The 21,295-nt window shown below is 68.6% G+C and carries 22 protein-coding genes; 14 read left to right on the forward strand and 8 right to left on the reverse strand.

The window, feature by feature from the left end; all coding sequences use genetic code 11:
* Positions 1 to 142: 142 nt before the first annotated feature.
* Positions 143 to 733 (forward strand): DUF8114 family protein, encoded by a 591-nt coding sequence (locus NL126_RS17965; protein ID WP_255196256.1) that lies wholly within the window; start codon positions 143 to 145, stop codon positions 731 to 733.
* Complete coding sequence (locus NL126_RS17970; protein ID WP_255196257.1) at positions 730 to 1,458, forward strand: RNA methyltransferase; 729 nt, start codon at positions 730 to 732, stop codon at positions 1,456 to 1,458. The genes NL126_RS17965 and NL126_RS17970 overlap by 4 nt, the downstream gene beginning before the upstream one ends.
* A gap of 4 nt (positions 1,459 to 1,462) precedes the next feature.
* Here the strand turns inward: NL126_RS17970 and NL126_RS17975 are convergent, their stop codons facing one another.
* Both NL126_RS17975 and NL126_RS17980 read right to left on the reverse strand, forming a co-directional pair.
* Entirely contained in the window at positions 1,463 to 2,866 is a 1,404-nt protein-coding gene (locus NL126_RS17975; RefSeq protein WP_255196258.1) for a DUF7504 family protein, read from the reverse strand.
* Positions 2,867 to 2,903: 37 nt separating this feature from the next.
* Positions 2,904 to 3,950, reverse strand: coding sequence for a DUF7350 domain-containing protein (locus NL126_RS17980; RefSeq protein ID WP_255196259.1), 1,047 nt, complete (start codon positions 3,948 to 3,950; stop codon positions 2,904 to 2,906).
* An 86-nt stretch (positions 3,951 to 4,036) separates the two neighbouring features.
* Between NL126_RS17980 and NL126_RS17985 the strand changes: the two genes are divergently transcribed.
* The 3 genes from NL126_RS17985 to NL126_RS17995 all read left to right on the forward strand — a co-directional run bounded on the left by NL126_RS17985 (position 4,037) and on the right by NL126_RS17995 (position 6,234).
* Positions 4,037 to 4,450, forward strand: a complete 414-nt coding sequence (locus NL126_RS17985) for a halocyanin domain-containing protein (RefSeq protein WP_255196260.1) — start codon at positions 4,037 to 4,039, stop codon at positions 4,448 to 4,450.
* Between the two features lie 84 nt (positions 4,451 to 4,534).
* On the forward strand, positions 4,535 to 5,797 hold the full coding sequence (locus NL126_RS17990) for a right-handed parallel beta-helix repeat-containing protein (RefSeq protein WP_255196261.1): 1,263 nt from the start codon (positions 4,535 to 4,537) through the stop codon (positions 5,795 to 5,797).
* A complete protein-coding gene (locus NL126_RS17995; RefSeq protein ID WP_255196262.1) occupies positions 5,797 to 6,234 on the forward strand; it encodes a hypothetical protein in 438 nt (145 codons plus the stop codon). The genes NL126_RS17990 and NL126_RS17995 overlap by 1 nt, the downstream gene beginning before the upstream one ends.
* A gap of 184 nt (positions 6,235 to 6,418) precedes the next feature.
* Here NL126_RS17995 and gatE read toward each other — a convergent pair whose 3' ends face one another.
* The 3 genes from gatE to NL126_RS18010 all read right to left on the reverse strand — a co-directional run bounded on the left by gatE (position 6,419) and on the right by NL126_RS18010 (position 8,915).
* Positions 6,419 to 8,275: a Glu-tRNA(Gln) amidotransferase subunit GatE gene (gatE, locus tag NL126_RS18000; RefSeq protein WP_255196263.1), complete on the reverse strand. Its 1,857-nt coding sequence runs from the start codon at positions 8,273 to 8,275 to the stop codon at positions 6,419 to 6,421.
* Between the two features lie 69 nt (positions 8,276 to 8,344).
* The gene (locus NL126_RS18005; protein ID WP_255196264.1) at positions 8,345 to 8,623 is read right to left on the reverse strand and encodes a UPF0058 family protein; all 279 of its coding nucleotides are present in this window, start codon (positions 8,621 to 8,623) and stop codon (positions 8,345 to 8,347) included.
* A gap of 79 nt (positions 8,624 to 8,702) precedes the next feature.
* Positions 8,703 to 8,915 carry a ribbon-helix-helix domain-containing protein gene (locus NL126_RS18010; RefSeq protein ID WP_255196265.1) on the reverse strand — a complete coding sequence of 71 codons (213 nt, stop codon included), beginning with the start codon at positions 8,913 to 8,915 and terminating at the stop codon, positions 8,703 to 8,705.
* Between the two features lie 191 nt (positions 8,916 to 9,106).
* Between NL126_RS18010 and NL126_RS18015 the strand changes: the two genes are divergently transcribed.
* The 3 genes from NL126_RS18015 to menD all read left to right on the forward strand — a co-directional run bounded on the left by NL126_RS18015 (position 9,107) and on the right by menD (position 12,856).
* On the forward strand, positions 9,107 to 9,697 hold the full coding sequence (locus NL126_RS18015; RefSeq protein WP_255196266.1) for a sulfite oxidase-like oxidoreductase: 591 nt from the start codon (positions 9,107 to 9,109) through the stop codon (positions 9,695 to 9,697).
* 73 nt (positions 9,698 to 9,770) lie between these two features.
* Positions 9,771 to 11,108, forward strand: a complete 1,338-nt coding sequence (locus tag NL126_RS18020; protein ID WP_255196267.1) for an isochorismate synthase — start codon at positions 9,771 to 9,773, stop codon at positions 11,106 to 11,108.
* Positions 11,105 to 12,856, forward strand: a complete 1,752-nt coding sequence (menD, locus tag NL126_RS18025; protein WP_255196268.1) for a 2-succinyl-5-enolpyruvyl-6-hydroxy-3-cyclohexene-1-carboxylic-acid synthase — start codon at positions 11,105 to 11,107, stop codon at positions 12,854 to 12,856. Before NL126_RS18020 ends, menD begins: the two co-directional genes overlap by 4 nt.
* Here the strand turns inward: menD and NL126_RS18030 are convergent.
* A complete protein-coding gene (locus NL126_RS18030) occupies positions 12,836 to 13,648 on the reverse strand; it encodes a J domain-containing protein (RefSeq protein ID WP_255196269.1) in 813 nt (270 codons plus the stop codon). The genes menD and NL126_RS18030 overlap by 21 nt on opposite strands.
* A gap of 69 nt (positions 13,649 to 13,717) precedes the next feature.
* Positions 13,718 to 14,305, reverse strand: a complete 588-nt coding sequence (locus tag NL126_RS18035) for an AsnC family transcriptional regulator (RefSeq protein ID WP_255196270.1) — start codon at positions 14,303 to 14,305, stop codon at positions 13,718 to 13,720.
* 84 nt (positions 14,306 to 14,389) lie between these two features.
* On the opposite strand from NL126_RS18035, the gene NL126_RS18040 reads away from it, so the two are divergent.
* From NL126_RS18040 to NL126_RS18065, 6 genes are all read left to right on the forward strand, one after another.
* Positions 14,390 to 15,289, forward strand: a complete 900-nt coding sequence (locus NL126_RS18040) for a 1,4-dihydroxy-2-naphthoyl-CoA synthase (protein WP_255196271.1) — start codon at positions 14,390 to 14,392, stop codon at positions 15,287 to 15,289.
* A 432-nt stretch (positions 15,290 to 15,721) separates the two neighbouring features.
* A complete protein-coding gene (locus NL126_RS18045) occupies positions 15,722 to 16,678 on the forward strand; it encodes a 1,4-dihydroxy-2-naphthoate polyprenyltransferase (protein ID WP_255196272.1) in 957 nt (318 codons plus the stop codon).
* On the forward strand, positions 16,675 to 17,676 hold the full coding sequence (locus NL126_RS18050) for a mandelate racemase/muconate lactonizing enzyme family protein (RefSeq protein ID WP_255196273.1): 1,002 nt from the start codon (positions 16,675 to 16,677) through the stop codon (positions 17,674 to 17,676). The genes NL126_RS18045 and NL126_RS18050 overlap by 4 nt, the downstream gene beginning before the upstream one ends.
* Positions 17,669 to 19,135, forward strand: a complete 1,467-nt coding sequence (locus tag NL126_RS18055; RefSeq protein ID WP_255196274.1) for a class I adenylate-forming enzyme family protein — start codon at positions 17,669 to 17,671, stop codon at positions 19,133 to 19,135. Before NL126_RS18050 ends, NL126_RS18055 begins: the two co-directional genes overlap by 8 nt.
* A gap of 25 nt (positions 19,136 to 19,160) precedes the next feature.
* Entirely contained in the window at positions 19,161 to 19,973 is an 813-nt protein-coding gene (locus NL126_RS18060) for an NRDE family protein (RefSeq protein WP_255196275.1), read from the forward strand.
* A 57-nt stretch (positions 19,974 to 20,030) separates the two neighbouring features.
* On the forward strand, positions 20,031 to 20,372 hold the full coding sequence (locus NL126_RS18065; RefSeq protein ID WP_255196276.1) for a helix-turn-helix transcriptional regulator: 342 nt from the start codon (positions 20,031 to 20,033) through the stop codon (positions 20,370 to 20,372).
* Here the strand turns inward: NL126_RS18065 and NL126_RS18070 are convergent.
* Positions 20,369 to 21,292, reverse strand: a complete 924-nt coding sequence (locus NL126_RS18070) for a calcium/sodium antiporter (RefSeq protein ID WP_255196277.1) — start codon at positions 21,290 to 21,292, stop codon at positions 20,369 to 20,371. The genes NL126_RS18065 and NL126_RS18070 overlap by 4 nt on opposite strands.
* Positions 21,293 to 21,295: the final 3 nt, after the last annotated feature.

The raw sequence follows: 21,295 nt of genomic DNA on the forward strand, positions 1-21,295 counted from the left end.
ACTTAACGATACGTGAACGGGGAGAATCTGCATCGAGTTTACGGTTTACCTCACCCCGCGTCGGGGACGGGTCGGCCCGCCGAGCGGGCGGGCGAACAGTCCGTGTCGCGGTGCTTTTGTGCGCCAGCGCCGAACCCCGCGTATGGGAAAGGTCTCCATCGCCCTCCGTGGCTGGCGGTTCGACGAGGACGAGGTGTTCGACGCCGACGGCGAGCTCCGCCCGCTGGATGAGCTGAGCGAGGACACTCGCGAGCGACTCATCCGGCTCACCGTCGTCGCCGGGAGTCCGTGTGACGCCTGCTGGCTGATTCACGGCGACGCCAACATCGAGCAGTGTAACGTCGCCCGCGTCGTCTACGGCGAACCGCTCCACGAGGTGGTGCTGTGTGCCGACCACGAGCCCGACTTCCTCTACTGGTTCCGTGACGCTGGGGGGAGCGAGCTGGCGAACCGCCCGAGCGAGTTCGAGGACGCCTTCTACGAGTGGTTCGGCGACGACAACCGCGCTCCCGAGGACTACGGCGGGATGGAACACGTCGACACCGACCCCGACTCGGTGCCGCGGCCGCAACCGGACATGGACATGCCGTCGCTCGAGGAGGAACTGGAGCGGCTGGACGACGAGGAACTCGACGCGCTCGGCGTCGACCTCTCCGAACTCGACATCGACCGCGGCGACGGCGGCGACAGCGGCGACGAGTTCGACGACGACCTCGGTGACCTCGACGTATGAGCTCGATCTCGGTCGCCATCGTCGACCCCCAGACGCCGGGGAACGTCGGCACCATCGCCCGCGGGATGAAGAACTTCGGGCTCTCCGAACTCCTCCTCGTCAACCCTCCGGAACTCGACCCCGACGGCGAGGCGTACGGCTTCGCCGGCCACGCCCGCGAGGACGTGCTCCCGAACGCTCGCGAGGTGACGTTCGACCACCTCGTCGAGAACTACCACACCGTCGGCACCACGGCCGTCACGAACGAGGACGCCCGCAAGCACGTCCGCTACCCGTTCGTCACGCCGGCCGAACTCGCCGACACACTTCGGGACGTCGACACCGACACCTGTCTGGTGTTCGGCCGCGAGGACGTCGGCCTCACCAACGAGGAGATGGCCCAGCTCGACCAGGTGTGCTCGATTCCCGCGAGCGCCGACTACCCGGTGATGAACCTCGGGCAGGCCGCGACCGTCGTCATGTACGAACTCCGGGAGTTGACCGTCGAGTCGACCCAGCATCCCGACGGCATCGACCGCGCGGACGAAGCCGAGATCGAGGGGCTGTACGACCAGTTCGACGCGCTCCTCGGGAGCATCAACCACCCGGAGGAGAAGCGCGCGAAGACCGGCCGGCTGTTCCGCCGACTCGTCGGCCGCGCCCACCCGACCGACCGCGAGGCGCGGACGCTCCGGGGCGTGTTCCGTCGCGCGAGTGAGTTCGCCAGCCCTCCCGACGACCGATAGCGCCTCAGGTCCGGGGCGCCGAGCCGCGAACGGTTCCGTACTCCGCCTCCAGATACGCGACGAGCCCTGCGACGAGCGGTGGCTGGTAGGTCCAGAACCCCTCGTATCGACCGGCCTCGACTTCTTTCGCGACCAGCGCTGCCATTCGGTTCGGGTCGCCGTCGCCGTCGAACACGACGAACCACGTCACGTCGAGCTCCGGTTCAGGCGCGCCGTGGACGGTGAACTGGTCGGGGAGGGGGGCGTCGGCCGCCCCGTAGAGGTGGACATCGACGCCCGAGGCGGCGAGTCGGTTGTACACCCGGAGCGTCTCCGGGTCGTTCGCGAGTCGGGAGAGCTGCTGGAACCCCGCGTGGATGCGGCCGCCGGTGACCCGCGCGGCCATCGTCTCGACGAGCCGGCTCGTCCGAACGAGTTCGGACCGCTGGTCGGTCTCGACGCTGTATATCGACCGTGACGCCCGTTCGAGGACCGTTGAATCACCACGCTGTGCCGTCGAGGGGTCGTCGATCCCCTCCGCCGTCGCGAGCAGCGGAGCGACAGGCTCGGCCGCGAGCAGGTCACCGCCTCGGTGGAGGAGCGCGGCACCCGACGGCTCGTCGACGTCGAGACTGCCAGCGCGCACGTCGACCTGGAGCCGGTCGAACAGCGGTGCCAGTCGGTCGACCACGTCCGGGTCGGCGTTGACGACAGTCAGGACGAGCCGCTCGGCCGCGACCGACTCGAGGACCCAACTGAGCGACGACACGTTGACCGGTGTCGGGGCGTCGTCGCCCTGGGTCGGCAGCACGCTTGTCGTGGCCGGGTCGTGCTGTCGCCACTTCGTGGAGCCGGACGCGCCGACGATGCGGCGTTCGACGCCGTGTCGACCCTCCCTGAACTCGACGCGGGCGTCGATCGGGGAGGCGAACTCCGTCTCCGACCCGTCGCCGTGAACGACGAACAGCCCGATGCAGTTGGCCGTCGCGAACCGGTTCGAGAGGACGTGGACGAACCGGGAGACGCGCTCGGCGTCCGTGTACACCTCCAGCGTCGTCACCGAGTCGATGCCGACCCGGATGCGGTCGTAGCCGGCGTCGGTGAGGTCGTGGACCGCGTCGTCGAACGCCATACCGATTCCCGTCAGGTCGGCGGGCGAACCGACCACCGATACGTGTTCGTCGTCGCTGTCGGTGCCGCTCGCGCCGATGAATCGGACCGCGTCGCAGTCGAGTCCTGGATGCCGGTCACGGAGGTCGGCGGCCGACTCGTCGGTGCTGATGACGATCGCTCCCTCCCCCTCCTCGAGCCCAGCGACCAGCAGCTCCACGACGAACGCACCTTTTCCGGTGAGCGGGGGGCCGACGACCAGCGCAGTGGTCCAGGGCCAGTCGACACCGGCCGGGACGAGGTCGTCGGTCGAAACCATATCCGGTGTTCGGCGGATCGACGGGTAACGCTATCGGCTACGGAACCGGGTGTCGCAGGGCTGGGAGCTCGATGAACGCCGTCTCGTACCCCTCGTGCCGGGCGACCTGTGGCGGCGTCAGCGTCTCGACCACGAGCGTGTCACCCGAGTCGAGAGCGGGGACGACCGTACCGTAGTGGTAGCCGAGCTCGGAGTCGACCGTCCGGGTGAGGATAGTCTCGACCGACCCGCCGGCGCGGTCGATTCGAACACGGAGCCCCATCGAGGGCAGGAGCATCCCGTTGTACGGCGTCCGCGGGGAGACTACGAGATAGCGGTCCGCGTCGAACCGCTCGGCTTCGTCCCCGCTGAGTAGCGCGAACGCGAACACCGTGTCGTCGACGGTCGCCCGGCCGAGTGACTCGCCCGGGAGGGATGTCGGCGCTTCTGCGTTCGGGATTCCCAGGGCGTTGGCCGGCTCCATCGCGCCGGGCGCGCCCGCGGTGTCGGGCCGCGTGGTAGAGAGCCCGTCGCGCTCGGCACGTCGATAGTCCAACGTGAACGTCGTGCTGGCGGGGTCGGTGAATCGGCCCTCGAAACCACCTGTGCGGCGGAGTTGGAGGCCGCCGACGCGGACCGTCACCTCGTAGCGGCCATCCCCGGGAAGCGCGAAGTTGTCGCCGTAGTGGAAGCCGAGTCGTTGCGAGAGCATCGCGTACACCGCTTCCTGGGCGACGAGTTCGCCGTCTCGAGCTACCTCGACGGTGAGTCCCACTTCCGGAAGCACGATACCGGTCTTGGGGTCCCACGCCGTCGCCATGAGGTGAATCGAGTCCTCGGGTTCGACGGCTCGGAGGTAGCGTTTCCGCCCCGTCACCTCCCAGAACCGGTCCGGGTAGGAGTAGAGCAGGCCGAGACGGAACGGCCCCGCGTCGGCGGTGCCGACCACGTCGAGGCCAGTGCCGTGTGTGGGGACGTACACCTGCGTCGGCGGGTCGTCGAGCGCGGGCGGAATCGTGTACGACTCGGGTGACGCGCGACCCAGACAGCCAGCGGTGGCCGTCACCGTCCATCCCGCTGCAGTCAGGAACGCGCGCCGTCGCATACCGGCCAGCGGCCGTCGACGGTAAAAGGGATTGTGCCGTCGATGTGGGGGACAACCGATTTGTACCACGGGACGGCAGGGCAGATATGGACAGACGGAGCTTTCTCGGTGCGGCTGCCGGTATCACGACTGTGGGCGCCGGCTGTATCGGCGGTGGCGGCAACGAGGGGTACGGCAACTGGTTCTCGGACGTGGAGAACTACGACGGCGAGACCGACCGCACGGGGCGGTCCGAGGTGACCGTGCGCGTCGGCGCGGAGGACGGGCTGAAGTTCTCACCACCGGCGATCGTCGTCGACCAGGGGACGCTCGTCCGCTGGACGTGGACCGGGCAGGGCGGCCGGCACAACGTGGTCGAGCGCGACGACCGCTTCCGAAGTGAGTACCACGACAGCGAAGGGTCGACGTTCGAACGGACGTTCGAGAAGACGGGCGTGTTCCCCTACTACTGCGAGCCGCACCGCACGCTCGGGATGAAAGGTGGCGTGCGCGTCGAGTAGCTGACCCTCCATCACAGGCGATGTCTTTAATGCGGGGTGGAGCCACCGCCGAGCCATGCCATCGAGTGACAGCGAGGTGTCACGGTGACGTTCCGTCGCCGTGACGTGCTCAAGGCCGTCGGCACGGCGGGTGTCGCCGCCGGCGGGCTGGGCGTCGCTGCAGCCACACAGGAGTCCGACGACGGGTATCCCGCGGCCCAACCCGACCGCGGCGAGCCCCGCGCGTACGAGGACTACACCGTCCACCGGGTGCCCGAGCAGTACGACACGATTCAGGCCGCGGTGAACGCCGCCGAACCGAAGAACCTCGTGCTCGTCGGGCCGGGCACCTACCCCGAAGCGGTGGAGGTGGTCGACACGCCCCAGCTCACCATCCGAGGCACCGACCGCAACGAGGTGATTCTGGATGGCGAGTTCAAGCGCGAGGACGGCATCCTCGCGACGGTCGACGACGTCGTGGTCGAGAACATGACCGCGAAGCACTACGTCCGCAACGGCTTCTTCTGGTCGTCGGTCTCGGGGTGGCGGGGCTCGTACCTCACGGCGTACAACAACCGGGTGTACGGTATCTACAACATCGACTCCCAGCACGGCCGCTACAACGACTGCTACGCGTCGGGCCACACTGACTCGGGGTTCTACATCGGGCAGTGCAAGCCCTGTCACGCCATCATCGAGCGCGTCCGGAGCGAGCACAACGCCATCGGCTACTCGGGGACCAACGCCGGGGGCTACCTCACCGTCCGTGACTCCGTCTGGCGGAACAACATGGCCGGCATCGTCCCGAACTCGCTCGATTCCGAGGCGGACCCACCGCAGGACGCCGCGCGAATCGAGAACAACCACGTCGAGGCGAACAACAACGCGAACGCGCCCGACGAGGCGTTCGGCTACGCGGCGTGGGGCACCGGCATCACCATCGCCGGCGGCATCAACAACGAGGTGGTCCACAACACCGTGCGCGACCACGACAACTTCGGCATCGTGGCGCTCCCGATGATCGACGAGAACCTCTACCCGCCGAAGAACAACCGTGTCTGGCGGAACCTGGTCGAGAACTCTGGCCGAGCGGACCTCGCGGTCGGTGCCCCCGAAGACGGTGGCAACGTGTTCGAGGAGAACGTCGCGGACACCACCCGACCGGCCGGGCTGAACGGCGGCACGCAACTCGTCGGTGGTGACCCGTGGGTGACCATGGTCCTGTTCGAGCAGTTCAGCCAGCTCGACGCAGGGAGTGCCCCACGCGGCGACTGGCGGTCGGCGCCGGAGCCGCCGTTCGAGGAGTTGCGGTCGATGCCCGACCCCGAGACGGCGCCACCCAGAGAGCCGGTTCGGAGGGAGACCTGATGGCGACCGCCGACTCTCTCGTCGACCGGGTGTTCCCGCTGTTCGACCACACCCACGACACGGTCACGACGGGCGTGGTCGTCGTCTCCGCCGCGATACTCGGCTTCTACACCTCGTGGATGACCGCGGACTTCAGGCTCCGGACCCCAGCGTTCGTCGTCGCGGCGCTCGCGCTCGGCTATCTGCTCTACGCACAGGACTCCCGGCGTGGCGTCGTCGCGGGCGCGCTCTACTCGCTTGCGGCGCTCGTCGTGCTCACGCCCCTGCTGTACGAGTTGACCATCCTCCTGCGCGCGGCGAACCCACTCCAGCACGTCCTCTCGGTGACGGACCTCGTGTTCGTCCTGCTGTTCTGGGTCGTCGCCGCGGTGCCGGCGCTCGTGGCGTATCGACTGACGACCGGGCCGTTGCTCGCGCGACTCCGCAGTCGAGACTGACCCCTCAGGTCGTCTTTTGCCCCAGCAGGATCCGTCCGTAGCAGAGCCAGCAACAGTCAACCGGCCGGCGGTAGTAGCAGCCAGCCGTCTCGACCGGGTAGTGCCGCTTCGCCATGCCAGGACGCCGACCGCCGGCCTCGTTGTAACCGACTCCCTACTGAGCGACTAGTAAATCGCTACGGCCTCACGCGCGCTTCTGAATCTCTTCGCGGAGCACGTCGGAGACGACCTCGCCGTCGGCCTTGCCCCTGAGTGCGCCCATCGCTTCGCCCATCAGCCCGGAGAACGCCCCCATCCCCTCGGCTTCGACCTGGTCTGCGTTGCGCTCGACGACCTCGACGACCGCCTCGCGAACCTCCTCCTCCGAGACGCCCGACAGCCCGGCTTCCTCGACGGCTCCCTCGGCCGAGACCTGGGGGTTCTCGGCGAGCGTCGCCAGCACCTCGTTCACGCCCTCCTTCGCGAGATCGCCCGACTCCACGAGGTCGAGGACGGCGAGCACGTCGTCGTCCGAGAGCTGTTCGACCGGCACGTCGTCGCGGCGGAGTTCGGTGAGCGTCGATTCGAGCGTCGTCGCCGCGAACGTCGCGTCGACCCCGCGCTCCACTGCCTGCTCGAACGTCGGCATGAACTGGCCGTACGCCACCTGCTCGGCGAGGCCGGCGTCGAGCCCGAACTCTGACTGGTAGCGCTCGACCTTCTCGGTGAGGAGTTCGGGCGTCTCCACGTCGCTCGGGTCGGGTTCGACGGGCGGGACGTCCGTCTCGGGGTACATCCGCGCCGCGCCGGGCAGGGGCCGCAGGTACCGGGAGGTCCCGTCGGGGTTCGCGTCGCGGGTCTCCTCGGGGACGCCCTCGATAGCGGCTTCGGCACGCTCGACGACTGCGTCGATGGCCTGGCGCGCGACGGAATCGCCCGCCGCGACCAGCGCTACGGCGTCCTCGTCGCCGGCGCCGACGGCCTCGCGAAGCGCCGCGACCTCCTCGTCGGTGACGCCGTACGCCGGCAGTTCGTCGGTGTGGAAGATGCCGCCCGCACCGCTGCGCTTCGCGTGGTCGGAAAGCTCGGTACCGAGCCGGCGGTCGGGCTGGATCTCGTGGCCGACGAGGCCGTCGAAGCCGTAGAGCGGGACGGCCATCACGGTGCTCGCGGCGGCGATGACGCCGGAGTCGGTGTCGGCGAACGTCTCGGTGACGTTCTGGAGGTCGCCGACGGAGGCGTCACGCGCCTGTAGCTCGTCGCGAATCTCGAGGAGTTCGACCTGCCGGTCGACCTCCTGCCGGACGATGGCTTCGAGGTCGTCGAGCGACTGGACGCCCTTGAGTTCGACGCGCGCCCCCTCGGCGATGGAGACGTTCACGTCCTGCCGGATGGTGCCGAGCCCGCGCTTGACCTTGCCGGTAGAGCGTAGGAGCATCCCGATTCGCTCGGCGGCTTCGCGCGCTTGCTCGGGCGAGGAGATGTCGGGTTTCGTCCCGATTTCGACGAGCGGAATCCCCAGTCTATCGAGCCCGAACGTGACCCCCGAATCGGTCTCCTCGATTCGAGCTGCGGACTCTTCTTCGAGCAGGAGGTCCTCGATGCCGACGCTCCCCTCGGAGGTCTGAATCTCGCCCTCGTTCGCGACGAGCGTCGACCGCTGGAACCCCGAGGTGTTCGAGCCGTCGACGACGATCTTCCGCATGACGTGCGCCTGGTCGACGACGCTCATGTCCATCAGGTTCGCGATCTCGAGTCCCACCTCCATCGCCTCCTCGTCGAGGCGATGTGGCGGCTCGTCGTCCTCCTCGACGAGACACGTCGACTCGAAGGCGAGATAGGTGAACTCGCGGTCGACCCGCGACTCTTCGAGCGCGGCGTCGTCGATCTCCCCGAGTTCCGAGCGGGTCGGGTGGAGGTAGCGCGTGAACGAACGCACCGACTCCTCGGGCTCGTGGCGTGCCGTCGGACAGTTACAGAAGAGCTTCGTGGCCGTATCGAGCTGCTGGTGTATCTCCAGCCCGGCGACGAGGCCCAGCGCCTCGTAGTCGTAGTCGGTCATTGCCTGTGGATGCGACAGCGACCGTCAAAAATCCCGCCATCCCGGCGTGGCACCGTGGCGCGTCCGCAGTTACAGCTTGGACTCGGCGTCGTCCGCGAGTTCCTGCATCCGCTTGCCGATTCGGCCCGCATCGGAGAACTCGTCTTCGCTCATGACTGCCGCGAGTGCGTTCCCCAGCACGAACACCGCGTGTTTGTGCTCGCTCTTGGATTTGTGGACGTCGTCGGGCGTCACGTCGAGCTGGTCGTACGCGTCGAACCCGGAGCCGTCGACGTCTTCCATCCCGCGGAACGTCTCCATGATCTTCACCATGTGCCCGTGCAGTTCCAGTAGCTCGTCTTTGTGCATGTACGTGCGTAACCCACCGGGAGGTAATCAGGTTTGCGTGGGGGGCGGTTGCACACCCAAAACGGCAATCAACGCGCTTTCAGAACACGTACTCGTCGTCGTGGCCCATCATCCCGTCGTCCTCGAACCCCGGCTCCTCGTCCTCCATCGGCCCACTCGTCTTGTACGCCCGGATCCCCGCTGAGAGCAGGTCCTCGATGGCCTCCTCGCGGTTGACGAACTCGCCCTGCTCGACCATCTGGGCGATCTGCATCTCGAGGTGCTCCGGAATGGTGAGTTCTACCTTCGGCATCGGTCGCCTGAGACTTCGATAGTGGGGTATTTAGTTCTGGTGGGGAGTTTTCTCGTCACTCGAATTTCCGCACCCCCAACCGAGAAGATATTTTTCGAGAATCGAACCAGTTCAGTTGCGATTCGTCAAAATTCGCCGGGACCGAGTGGGGGAACGGTACGCTAACGGAGGTACAGTTCCAACGCCAGCGCATGAAGGATGTCACGGACCTCCACGAGGAGGTCGGCGGCGAGCGGCTGCCGCCCGGACAGCGCGAGACGACCCGGTTTCCCGTGCTCTCGAAGTCGGGCACGCCGTCGCTCGACCGCGAGGACTGGACGTTCGAGGTGTGGGGCGCCGTCGACGAGGAGCTCGCGCTCTCGTTCGACGAGTTCACCGCTCTCCCCAGCGAGACCCAGCGACAGGACTTCCACTGTGTGACGGGGTGGTCGCGGTTCGATTGCGAGTTCACCGGCGTCACGTTCCCGACGCTCGCCGAGCGCGCGGGCGTCCACGACGACGCGGTTCACGTCATGTTCCACGCCGCGGACGGCTACACGACGAACCTCCCGCTCGCCGACTGCATGCGCGAGGAGGTCATGTTCACGTGGGGGCTCGACGGTGAGGACCTCCCGGCCGAACACGGCGGTCCCCTGCGCGTGGTCGTGCCACACAAGTACGCCTACAAGGGCGCGAAGTGGGTGACAGGCGTCGAGTTCCTCACCGAACCCGAACGCGGCTACTGGGAGAAGCGTGGCTACTCGAACACCGCGGACCCGTGGAACGAGGAGCGCTACGCCTAGTCGTCACTCTGAACTCCCTCTCTGCCGACCCGGGAACGGGAACAATAAAACGGAGGCACCCCAAGGAGGGGTAATGGAACCGCTCGGCGACGAGGTGTCGGAGGGGGTGGTGACGCGGGCGACGCCGGTTCCCGCGCCGCCGACCCGTGCCGTGCTGCAGGCGGCCGACACCCCCCGAACGGTGTGGAGCGCCCCCGGTGAACCCACCGTCGTCGGGTCGGGCGCGGCGGCCGTGCTGACCGCGACCGGAACCGACCGCTTTTCGGCCGTCCGTGACGCTGCCGAGGACCTGTTCTCCTCGGGCAACGTCCACGCCGGCACCGAAGCCGCCCGCCCCCGCGTCTTCGGCGGGTTCGCCTTCCACGACGACCATACTGGCGAGTCGCCCTGGACGAACTTCCCGGCCGCACAGTTCGTCCTCCCCCGGGTGCAAGTGACCTACACCGGCGACGACGAGGCGTGGCTGACCGTCAACGCGGTCGGCCCCGACGCGACTCCAGCGAGCGTCGAGCGCCACATCGAGCAGGTCCGCGAGGAACTCGCGCGGCACCCCGACCCTGGCCCGGTGGCCGACCCACCGGGCGTCACCCGCCGCGAGCGAACGACCGCGAAGGACGCGTGGCGCGACTCGGTCGTTCGGGCCACCGAGCGCATCCACGCCGGCGAACTCCGGAAAGTCGTGCTCGCACAGGCGCTCCGCACCGACCTCGACCACGACCTGAGCATCCCCGACATCCTCGCGCGGCTGGGCGAGACGTACCCCGACTGCTACCGCTTCCTCGTCGAACCGGCCGACGGCGAGCCCGCACCCGCCTTCTTCGGCGCGACGCCCGAGCGGCTGGTCCACCTCCGCGGCCGAACGGTGTCGACGGGCGCGCTCGCTGGCACCACGGGCCGGGGCGAGACCCCAGCTGAAGACGAGTGGCTCGCCGAGGAGTTGCTGGCCGACGAGAAGAACCGCCACGAACACGACATCGTCGCCGACACCATCCGCGACCAGCTCGAACCGTACGCGTCGAGCGTCTCGACCGGCGAGCGTCGGGTTCGTCGGCTCGCGACCGTCCAGCATCTAGAGACGCCGATCACGGCCGAACTCGCCGCCGACGAGCACGTCCTGACGCTCGTCGAGGCGCTCCACCCCACCCCAGCGGTCGGTGGGCTTCCCCCGAAAGTCGCGCTGGCGACCATCCGCGAGACCGAGCCGTTCGACCGGGGCTGGTACGCCGCACCTGTCGGCTGGTTCGACGCGGCGGGCTACGGCTCGTTCGCCGTGGCGCTCCGGTCTGCGGTCGCGACGGGCGACACCGCGACGCTGTTCGCGGGCGTCGGTATCGTGGGTGACTCCGACCCCGACGCCGAGTGGGACGAGGTACAGTTGAAGTACCGACCGGTGCTCGACGAACTCGAATGAACGTCCCGAACGTCAACACGCTGTGGAGCCGCGTCGTCGCCGACGAACTGGCGAAAAGCGGCATCGACAGCGTCGTCCTCGCGCCGGGGTCGCGGTCGACGCCACTCACCGTTGCCTTCGCGGAGCACCCCGACATCGAGACGTTCTCGCTACTCGACGAACGCTCGGCAGCGTTCTTCGCACTCGGTCGCGCCAAGCGAACCGGGCGGCCGACACCGCTCGTCTGCACGTCGGGGACCGCGCTCGCGAACTTCCACCCCGCGGTCATCGAGGCACACCAGTCGCGCGTGCCGATGCTCCTGTTGACCGCGGACCGCCCGCCCGAACTCCAGCACAGCGGCGCGAACCAGACCATCGACCAGGAGAAGCTGTTCGGCGACTCGGTGCGACACTACCGAAAGCTCCCCGAGCCCGAGGCGGCCGACCGGAAGCTGCGAAGCCTGCGGACGGCGCTCTCACGGGCCGTCGCCACGACGACTGGAACGCCCCCGGGGCCGGTCCACCTCGACTGTCCGTTCCGCAAGCCGCTCGAACCCACCGTCGAGACCGACGAGGTCCCCGAGGACTGGGTGGAACGCCACCCGCTCGCTGTCGAGGGACGAGACGGGCCGTTCGTCGCGACGACACCGGGAACGCCGACGCTCTCCGAGTCTGGCCTCGACTCGCTCGCGTCGGCTATCGAGTCCGCGAACAGCGGGCTTCTCGTCTGTGGCCCGGCGGACGCCCCGCTCGACGTCGAGATACTCGGGAACTTCGTCGAGTGGACCGGGTTCCCGGTGTTCGCCGACCCGCTCTCCGGCGTGCGCTTCGGCCAGCACGTCGCCGACCTCCCCGTGTTCGGCGGCTACGACTCGTGGGTCGAAGCACTCGACGCGCGTCACGCCCCCGACCTCGTGGTCCGGGTCGGCGCCTCGCCGACCTCGAAACCCCTGCGGAAGTGGCTCGCCGGCACCGATGCCCGGCAGGTCGTCGTCGACCCTGCGGGTGAGTGGCGCGAAGCCGAGTTCGCCGCGTCGGACCTCGTGGTTGCAGACCCCTCCCGTCTCCTCGACGACCTCGTGGGGCGAATCGACCGGTCGGGAACAGCGTACGCCGAGACGCTCGCCGAGTTCGAAGCCGACTACTACTCGATCGTCGCCGACGAGAAGCGGTTCTTCGAGGGGCGCGTCCTCGGCGACGTGGCCGACCTCGCGCCCGACCCGTCGACGCTGTTCGTCTCGAACTCGATGCCGGTCCGTGACCTCGATCGGTTCGGCCGGCCCGCCGCGACCGAACTGACGGTCCTCGGCAACCGGGGCGCCTCGGGCATCGACGGCATCACCTCGACCGCGCTCGGCGCGGGAAGTGCGACCGACGACCCGCTGGTGCTCGTCACCGGCGACCTCGCGTACTATCACGACATGAACGGCCTGCTCGCGGTCGGACGCTGTGACGTGGACGCGACGGTCGTGCTCGTGAACAACGACGGCGGCGGCATCTTCCATCTCCTCCCCATCGAGGCCCACGAGACGTTCGAGGGGTACTTCCGGACGCCACACGGCCTCGATTTCGCGCCGTCGGCGGACCTCTACGGGCTGGAGTTCGCACGCGCGTCGACGCGCGAGGGGTTCGAGGAGGCGTTCACCGCGAGCGTCGACGGTGACGGGACGCAGGTCATCGAGGTGACGTTCGATTCGGGTGAGAGCCACGCGACCCGTGATGCCCTCCACGAGCGCGTCACCCGCGAGCTACGCCCGGCTGAACAGTAGGTTCGCGAACGCGATGGCGAACGGGACCCAGCAGAACGCCCACGCGAGGATGCCGAGCCCCGAGAGCAGGCCGACGCCCGCGATGGTCAGGGCGAACGGCGCGAGGATCGTCCACCCCCCGAACACCAGCACGCCGGTCTCGGGAACGGAGAGAAGGTAGACCACCAGCGCGATGGTGCAGAGCCCGACGAAGCCGCTGACGACAGCTGGAACCACCGGCAGGAACGTACTCCCGACCAGCAGCGGATACAGCGCGAACGTGACCACCGCGAGCCCGATGCGCTCCGTCGTGAACCGGACCCCGCGGTCGTCGCGGGTCGACACGCGGTAGCCGTCATCGCCGTCCGCACCCGAACGATACCACGACCGACTCCGGTTCTCCGCCGCGTGTTCACGGGTGAACTGCTCGTCGTGCTCGTCGCCTCCCCAGTTCGCCCACCCACCGACGCCGTCTGCCCGGGTTCGGCGGTCGGTCGTCGCTCCGGTTCTGGCGGCTCGCTGGTCGTGGTCGCGGGTGGCCGAGGACGCTCCCTCACGTGGGCTGGTCGCAGTACGGCTGTCACTCGGACCCTCCCCGAGATACGCCGCGTGGCCGAGTCGGTCGTACCGCGCTCGCTCGCGTGGGCTGGTGAGCACGTCGCGAGCGAGCGCGACCCGCTTGAACTGCTCGGCGGCATCGGGGGCGTCGGAGCGGTCGGGGTGCGTCTGCTTCGCGCGCTCCCGATAGGCCGTCTCGATTTCGTGGGTGGACGCGTCCCGGGAGACACCGAGAAGCTCGTAGTACGACTCCACCGTGTGCCGTGGTCGACGGGTTCGATGAAAAAAGTCTCGTCCCGTTTTCGGTTCGATAGCCGATCGGGCCTACGCGCCTTCCTCGAGGCGCTCGTACCGGTCGACGAACCGGGCCTCACACGACGAACAGCAGAAGTGGTACGCGTCGCCTCCCAGCCGCGTCGAGGTGCCCTCGGCGGTGACGGTGTTCCCGCACTCTGCACACTCCAGGGCGAACTCGCCACCGCCGACGTTCGGTGTCCAGCGGACGTCGTCCACGAGCGTTACGTCGAGGTCGGTGGCATCGTCGCCGAACAGTTCTGTAACCCAGCTCCGAACACGGTTCTCAGGTGCACGGGCGAACACCGTGAGCGTGCCGTCGGCCGCGGTGAAGACGTGTTCGACGGCCTCGGCCGCGGCCACGGTCTCGCGCACGGATTCGACCTGGTCTGCGGGAACGGTCGCCTCGACCAAGACGGGGACGCCGCCGCGGAGCGTCGACCGGTCGATGTCGACGGTGAACTGTCTGATGACGCCCGCGTCCTCCAGACGGGAGACGCGGTCGGAGACCGCCGGCCCAGAGAGTCCAACTGTCTCGCCGATAGCGGCGAACGGCCGGCGCGCGTCTTCGGCGAGGAGCTCGAGGATGCGCAGGTCGGTGTCGTCGAGGTCGCGCATACGCTCCCTCCTCGCGGCGGCCACATGACTCCGTCGCCGCGGTCGACCCGCCACCGTTTTGCTCCGTCCGGTCGCAGCCGGGGTATGGTCTCAGACATCTTCGACGCGGCGGCGTGGGACCCCGTCGATGGCTTCGACTTCCGCGACCTCACCTACCACCGCGCGACCGACACCGGCGCGGTCCGCATCGCCTTCGACCGGCCCGAGGTGCGCAACGCCTTCCGGCCCGAGACGGTCGACGAACTCTACACGGCCCTCGACCACGCGAAGCGACAGACCGACGTCGGCTGTGTGTTCATCACCGGGAACGGCCCCTCCCCGAAGGACGGCGGGTGGGCGTTCTGTTCTGGGGGCGACCAGCGAATCCGTGGCGAGGCGGGCTACGAGTACCGTGACGACGAGGGGAACCCCGAGCAGGGCGAACACGCCGCGCCCCGACTCCACATCCTCGAAGTCCAGCGGCTCATCCGCCACATGCCCAAGCCCGTCGTGGCCGTCGTCCCGGGCTGGGCCGTCGGCGGTGGTCACTCGCTGCACGTCGTCTGTGACCTCACGCTCGCATCGAAAGAACACGCGAAGTTCCTCCAGACCGACCCGGACGTGGGCTCGTACGACGCGGGCTTCGGCAGCGCGTATCTCGCCCACCAGATCGGCCAGAAGAAAGCCCGAGAGGTGTTCTTCCTCGGGAAGACCTACTCGGCCGAGGAAGCCGCTGACATGGGGATGGTCAACGAAGCCGTCCCGCACACGGAACTGGAGGAGCGGGCGCTGGAGTGGGCCGACGAGATCATGAGCAAGTCGCCGAACGCGATTCGAATGCTGAAGTACGCGTTCAACATGGACACCGATGGGCTGGTCGGCCAGCAGGTCTTCGCCGGGGAGGCGACGCGACTGGGCTACATGACCGACGAGGCGCAGGAGGGACGCGACGCCTTCAACGAGGGTCGAGAACCCGACTTCAGCCAGTTCCCCTGGCACTACTAAGGCACGTTTTGCGCGAGGGGCTTCGCGCGCCGGAGGCGCGCTCAGCCCCCCGGCAAAAACTTGCGGAAAAATAGCACCTGCTCCTTCGACACGGCTGCGCCGCGTCTCAGTCCGCGGGCGCTACGGAACGCTCCCTGCCGGTCGCGTTCCGCGAACCGCTCGGTCGTTTCACTCCCTCGCGGATGCTTTGACAGCCACACACCTCCCCAACCGATTCGCTCGCTCATCCCTCGCACGCCGCTGACCACGCACGGAGGCGCGGCCAGCGCACGCCAAACTTCAAGTAGGGAAACGCGGCCACGCACCGTATCGTCTGAACGACGCCACTTCGGGCCAGGGCGGTTGTGCGGTCCATCCGAAGTGAGGCCCCAGCGAACCGCCTGCTCGCCCCCAACCACCACCGCTTTGGCCCCGCCACCCCAAATTTCGGCAATGAGTGAGACGGCGGACATCTCGAAGACAAAGGCGTGGGTGATGGCCGCGCGACCACAGACGCTCCCTGCGGGTGCGTCACCGGTCGTCGTCGGGACGGGGCTTGCCGTCCACGACGGCGTGTTCGCCGCGCTACCCGCGCTCGCAGCGCTCGTCGGCGCGCTCCTCCTGCAGGTCGGCACCAACTTCGCCAACGACTACTACGACGCGGTTCGCGGCGCGGACACCGAAGACCGCGAAGGGTTCACCCGAGTCACCGCGGGCGGGCTCATCTCCCCCGAACGCGTCAAGGGCGCGATGTACGGGACCTTCGCGCTCGCCATCCTCCTCGGCACCTACCTCGTGTGGGTCGGCGGCCCGGCCATCGTCGTCGTCGGCCTCTCGTCGGTCGCCGCGGGTATCGCCTACACCGGCGGTCCCGCACCCTACGGCTACCGTGGGCTCGGCGACCTGTTCGTGTTCGTCTTCTTCGGACTCGTCGCCGTCACGGGAACCTACTACGTGCAGGCAGCTGCTGCGATCTCCGGGGTTCCACCGCTCGATGCCTCACTCGCGCTCGTGCCCCTCGCGGCGGTCGTCGCCGCGCTTCCTGCAGCGGGGCTCTCGACGGCCATCCTGGTCGTCAACAACATCCGCGACCGGGAGACGGACGCCGCCGCCGGGAAACGCACCCTCGCAGTTATGCTCGGCTATCGTGCCTCCCGCGTCGAGTTCCTCCTGCTCGTCGGGATGGCGTACGTGGTGCCGGTCGTGTTCGCGCTCGACAGTGGCTTCACCGGCTACGTACTCCTCCCGCTGGTGACCCTCCCGCTCGCCGCGCGACTCACCAGGACAGTCCTCACGGAGACGAGCGGCGCGGCGCTCAATCCGGCGCTGGAGACCACCGGAAAGCTGCTGTTTGCCCACAGCGCCCTGTTCGCCGTCGGCCTGGCGCTCCAGCGTGGCGTTCTGCTATGAACGTCGACTACTTCTCGCTCCCACTCCGCGAACCGTTGACCACGGCACGCGGTGACATCACCGACCGGTCGGGCTTCCTCGTCACGGTCGACGAGCCGGCTCCGGGCATCGGCGAGGCGACGCCCCTCTCCGGGTGGACCGAGAGCCTCAACGAGTGTGAAACCGCGCTCCGTGACGCCGACCTGGCCGACCTCGACGCGCTGCCGCCGGCCGCGCGCCACGGCGTCTCGCTCGCGCTCCTCGACGCCCAATCGCGTGCCGACGGGGTCCCGCTCTACCGACATCTCGGAGCGACAGACCGCGTCGACTCGGTTCCAGTCAACGCGACTGTCGGTGACGCCGACACCGACACCACAGTCGACGCGGTCGAGACCGCCGTGGCAGACGGCTGTCCCGCGGTGAAGCTGAAGGTCGGTGCTCGGTCCGTTGCGGAAGATATCGACCGGGTGGCCACCGTCCGCGGTGCCGTCCCAGACGTAGAGCTTCGGCTGGATGCGAACGGCGCGTGGAACGAATCAGAGGCCGAGCGCGCCATCGAGGGGCTCGCGGAGTACGACGTGGCCTACGTCGAACAGCCACTCGCCGCCTCCGATCTCGAAGGCCACGCCGACCTCCGTGGCCGGGGGGTCGGCATCGCGCTCGACGAGGGACTGTACGAACACGGCCTCGACGCCGTGTTCACGGCCGGCGCCGCCGACGTACTGGTGTTGAAGCCGATGGCGATGGGCGGCCCCGACGTGACCCTCGAAACCGCGGTTCTCGCCCGGGGCGCAGGCATCGAACCCGTCGTGACGACGACCATCGACGGTGCGTTCGCGCGAGCCGCGGCCGTCCACGTCGCCGCCGCGATTCCCGGCGTCCGAGCCTGCGGCCTCGCGACTGGTGACCGGCTCGCAGCCGACTTCGTGGACGACCCAGTTCCGGTGCGCCGTGGTCGTATCGAGGTCCCACAGAAAGAGGGAAATACCCCGCACGCATCACCGCCGGACTATGCGTGATTGGCTGGCCCAGCGCGCCCGCGCGACCCCGACGGCGACAGCCGTAGTCGACGCCGGGTCGGGTACAGCGTGGACCTACGCCGCCCTCGACAGCCGCGTCGAGGAACTCGCCGGCCGCCTCGCGACGTACGGAGTCGGCGTCGACGATCATCTCGCCGTCCTCGCCGAGGCCAGCCCGGCGTTCGTCGAACTCGCCCACGCCGCGATGCGACTCGGGGCCGTCCTCGTCCCGCTCCACACACGGCTCACCGCAGACGAACTCCGTGACCGGGGCGACCGCGCCGACGTCTCGGCGGTCGTCTGTGACGCCGAGAACGAAGCGGTCGCAGTGGAGGCCTTCGGGGACGTGGCCACGGTCGATGCCTCGGCCCACGGGGCGACCGACCTCTCGGGGCTCGACCCCGAGACGTTCGACATCCCGTCGTGGGACGACGAGTGTCCGATGCTGCTCCTGTCCACCTCGGGCACGACAGGGACGCCGAAGGTCGTCACCCTCACCTCGTGGAACCTGCTGTGTTCGGCGGCGGCGTCCTCGTGGCGGCTCGGTGTGCTCCCGTCGGACCGCTGGTACTGCACGCTCCCGATGTCGCACATGGGGGGGCTCGCGCCCATCTACCGGTCGGTGCTGTACGGCACGGCGCTCGTCGTGGCGACGCCGGGGAGCTTCGACCCCGAGCGTGCGCTCGCAGAGATGCATACACACGACGTGACCGGCGTCTCGCTCGTCCCCACGATGTTCTCGCGGCTGCTCGACGCCGGGTCGTTTCCGGAGTCGCTGCGATTCGTCCTGCTCGGTGGTGCAGCAGCGCCCGACGACCTCGTTCAGCGGGCACTCGACCGCGAGGTCCCGGTCTGTCCGACCTACGGGATGACCGAGGCGTCGTCGCAGATCGCCACGGCCCGACCGGAGGACGCAGCGGCAGCACTCGGCACCGTCGGCAACCCGCTGATGTTCACGGAGGTGACCGTCGTTGACGAACACGGCGTGGCGCAGAGTCCGGGCGACCCCGGCGAACTCGTCGTCGCGGGCCCCACCGTCTCGCCGGGCTACTACGGCGACCCCGAGGCCACCGAAGCGGCGTTCGGCCCCTACGGTTTCCACACGGGGGACGCAGGGGTCCGAGACAAGGAGGGACGCATCAACGTCCTGAACCGACTCGACGACCGCATCGTCACCGGGGGCGAGAACGTCGACCCCGGCGAAGTCGTCGAGGTGCTCCGGTCCCATCCGAACGTCGAGGACGCCTTCGTGCTGGGGCTGTCAGACGACGAGTTCGGCCAGCGCGTCGCGGCAGTAGTGGCGGGCGACGTGTCGACCGACGCGCTAGAAGCACACGCCCGCGAGTCGCTCGCGGGGTTCAAACTCCCCCGACAGTGGGCCATCGTGGAGTCGCTCCCACGAACGGGGTCGGGAACCGTTGACCGCGAGGCCGCCCGTGCCCTCCTGCGGGAGCGTTAACACCGGGGGATGCGTACTCCGTGGCGTGTGTACCCTTGCGTTCGCCTGGCAGGTGTTCGACGACTACCTCACGGTCGCTGCCAACCGTGACGAGGCGCTCGCCCGGCCATCCTCCCCACCCACAGTTCGTGGTGAGAACCCACGAGTCCTCGCTCCCCGCGACGAGGAGGCCGGGGGGACGTGGGTCGGCTACAACGAACACGGGACGTTCGTCGCGCTGACCAACCGCTGGACCCGCGAGCCGAGCGAGGGCGACCGCTCGCGAGGACTACTCGTCCGGGAGACGCTCGACCAACCCACGACGACGGAGGCGGTCGCGTTCGTCCGTTCGGAACTCGCGGCGCGGACGTACGAACCGTTTCACCTCGTCGTCGCGGACGCCGACCGCGCGGTGCTGTTCGATCACGACACGACGACGAGCGAGACGCGGCTCGCGCCCGGCGTCTACGTCGTCGGTAACACCGGCTGGTGTGGTGAGCGGTGGGGGCCGGTGGACGCGACGGCGCGCCAGCGAACGGAGACGTTCTTCGAACCCGGCATGCGCCCCGAGATCGGGCGGCAACAGGCCGCGAACGACCGGATGGTGCTGGACGCGCTGGTCGAGGCCACGTCCGCGGACGAGGCCGACGCGTGGCTCGACGCTGGAAGCGAGATACTTTCGGACCACGACTACGGCGTCTGTCTTCACCCCACTGCGACGGGCGTGGAGGAGATCGACGCCGCAGGCGGGTTCGGCACGAAATCGTCCACGCTGATTCGCCTCGGAGCGACCCGCACGTACCGCCACGCCGAGGGCCCCCCCTGCGAGAACGCCTACCAGTCGGTCGACCCGCTGTGACCCCTCGTCGGGGCGCTGACAACCAAGATTTAAACGGTCGACTCGCGGAGTAGAGGTATGGCCGAGGATCTCTCCGAGGACGAGCGACGTGGGCTGGAGGTCATCCGGCAGCAGGGTGGCATCCACCAGAGCGACTTCTGGAAGGAGATGGACGTCGACTCCCGCAAGGGGAGCCGCATCATCGAGTCGCTGGAGGAGATGGGCTACGTGGCACGCGAGGAGACCGTCTACGACGGCCACAACACCTACTTCGTCGAGCCGGTCGTGAAGCCCGAGGAGCTCGACTTCTCGCTGCTGATGGCCGGAGACCTGCTCTCGCCGTTCGTCGGCGACGAGGAGATCGACCCCAACTCCGACCAGTTCAGCCAGTGGGTGATGACGCTGGCGTACCAGCGTTAGACGAGGTCGAGCACCCACCGAGTCGCGTTGACCGCCATGCAGACGACCCCTTCTCCACGTGTGAACCGTTCGTCGGTGTAGAGGAGCACCGACACCAGCACCGTCAGCCCGACGAGCCACAGCACCGTCCCGGTGGCCGCCGTCTCGACGGTCGCGGGCCGGACGATGGCGACGAGTCCGAGCACCCCCAGGAGGTTGAAGACGCTGCTCCCCACGACGTTGCCGACGGCGGCCGCGGTGGTCCCTCGCCGTGCGGCCGCGATACCCGCGACGAGCTCCGGGCTCGACGTTCCAACGGCGACGACAGTCTCCCCGATGACCCACTCGGAGAGCCCGACGAGCCGGGCGAGGTCGCTGGCCGAGGAGACGAGCAGGTCCGCTCCGGCGACGACCAGCGCGAGCCCGAGAACGACACGCCCAGCCGCGACGAGTTGACGGTCCTCGCTTTCAGGCGGAGGGTCCATGCTGCCGTCGGACCGTGCCAGCAGGAGCAGGTAGCCCGCGAGCCCGGTGAGCAACACGACGCCTTCGACGCGTGAGAGGTGGAGGTCGAACAGCGCGAGTGCGGTCAGACCCGTCGCGCCGAGCATCACAGGGGCGTCACGTCGCCGGACCATCCGGGGCGCTCGAATCGCCCCGAGCAGCGCCACGACACCCAGGACGAGTCCGAGGTTGAACAGGTTCGAGCCGACCGCGTTCCCGACTGCCACGTTCGGGCGACCGGCGACGGCCGCGTCGACCGAGGTGGCGACTTCGGGGAGTGAGGTACCGATACCGAGGATGACGACGCCGACGACCACCTCGGAGAGTTGGAAGCGACGGGCGAGGGCCACCGCGCCGTCGACGAACGACTCCGCGCCGTACCAGAGTGCCCCGATGCTCACGAGGAGGAACACGAGGTCGACACCGACGGCTTGCACAGC

Origin of the sequence: Halorarius litoreus (genome assembly GCF_024362405.1) — an archaeon.
Lineage (GTDB): Archaea > Halobacteriota > Halobacteria > Halobacteriales > Haloarculaceae > Halorarius > Halorarius litoreus.

Bases quoted from the DNA above. Each gene is read 5' to 3' on its own strand.
- NL126_RS17970 (WP_255196257.1), top strand. From the start codon at position 730: ATGAGCTCGATCTCGGTCGCCATCGTCGACCCCCAGACGCCGGGGAAC.
- NL126_RS18045 (WP_255196272.1), top strand. From the start codon at position 15,722: ATGAGTGAGACGGCGGACATCTCGAAGACAAAGGCGTGGGTGATGGCC.
- NL126_RS18050 (WP_255196273.1), top strand. From the start codon at position 16,675: ATGAACGTCGACTACTTCTCGCTCCCACTCCGCGAACCGTTGACCACG.
- menD (WP_255196268.1), top strand. From the start codon at position 11,105: ATGAACGTCCCGAACGTCAACACGCTGTGGAGCCGCGTCGTCGCCGAC.
- NL126_RS17980 (WP_255196259.1), bottom strand. From the start codon at position 3,950: ATGCGACGGCGCGCGTTCCTGACTGCAGCGGGATGGACGGTGACGGCC.
- NL126_RS17985 (WP_255196260.1), top strand. From the start codon at position 4,037: ATGGACAGACGGAGCTTTCTCGGTGCGGCTGCCGGTATCACGACTGTG.
- NL126_RS18010 (WP_255196265.1), bottom strand. From the start codon at position 8,915: ATGCCGAAGGTAGAACTCACCATTCCGGAGCACCTCGAGATGCAGATC.
- NL126_RS17975 (WP_255196258.1), bottom strand. From the start codon at position 2,866: ATGGTTTCGACCGACGACCTCGTCCCGGCCGGTGTCGACTGGCCCTGG.
- NL126_RS18065 (WP_255196276.1), top strand. From the start codon at position 20,031: ATGGCCGAGGATCTCTCCGAGGACGAGCGACGTGGGCTGGAGGTCATC.
- NL126_RS18015 (WP_255196266.1), top strand. From the start codon at position 9,107: ATGAAGGATGTCACGGACCTCCACGAGGAGGTCGGCGGCGAGCGGCTG.
- gatE (WP_255196263.1), bottom strand. From the start codon at position 8,275: ATGACCGACTACGACTACGAGGCGCTGGGCCTCGTCGCCGGGCTGGAG.
- NL126_RS18040 (WP_255196271.1), top strand. From the start codon at position 14,390: ATGGTCTCAGACATCTTCGACGCGGCGGCGTGGGACCCCGTCGATGGC.
- NL126_RS18005 (WP_255196264.1), bottom strand. From the start codon at position 8,623: ATGCACAAAGACGAGCTACTGGAACTGCACGGGCACATGGTGAAGATC.
- NL126_RS18055 (WP_255196274.1), top strand. From the start codon at position 17,669: ATGCGTGATTGGCTGGCCCAGCGCGCCCGCGCGACCCCGACGGCGACA.
- NL126_RS18020 (WP_255196267.1), top strand. From the start codon at position 9,771: ATGGAACCGCTCGGCGACGAGGTGTCGGAGGGGGTGGTGACGCGGGCG.
- NL126_RS17965 (WP_255196256.1), top strand. From the start codon at position 143: ATGGGAAAGGTCTCCATCGCCCTCCGTGGCTGGCGGTTCGACGAGGAC.
- NL126_RS17995 (WP_255196262.1), top strand. From the start codon at position 5,797: ATGGCGACCGCCGACTCTCTCGTCGACCGGGTGTTCCCGCTGTTCGAC.
- NL126_RS18035 (WP_255196270.1), bottom strand. From the start codon at position 14,305: ATGCGCGACCTCGACGACACCGACCTGCGCATCCTCGAGCTCCTCGCC.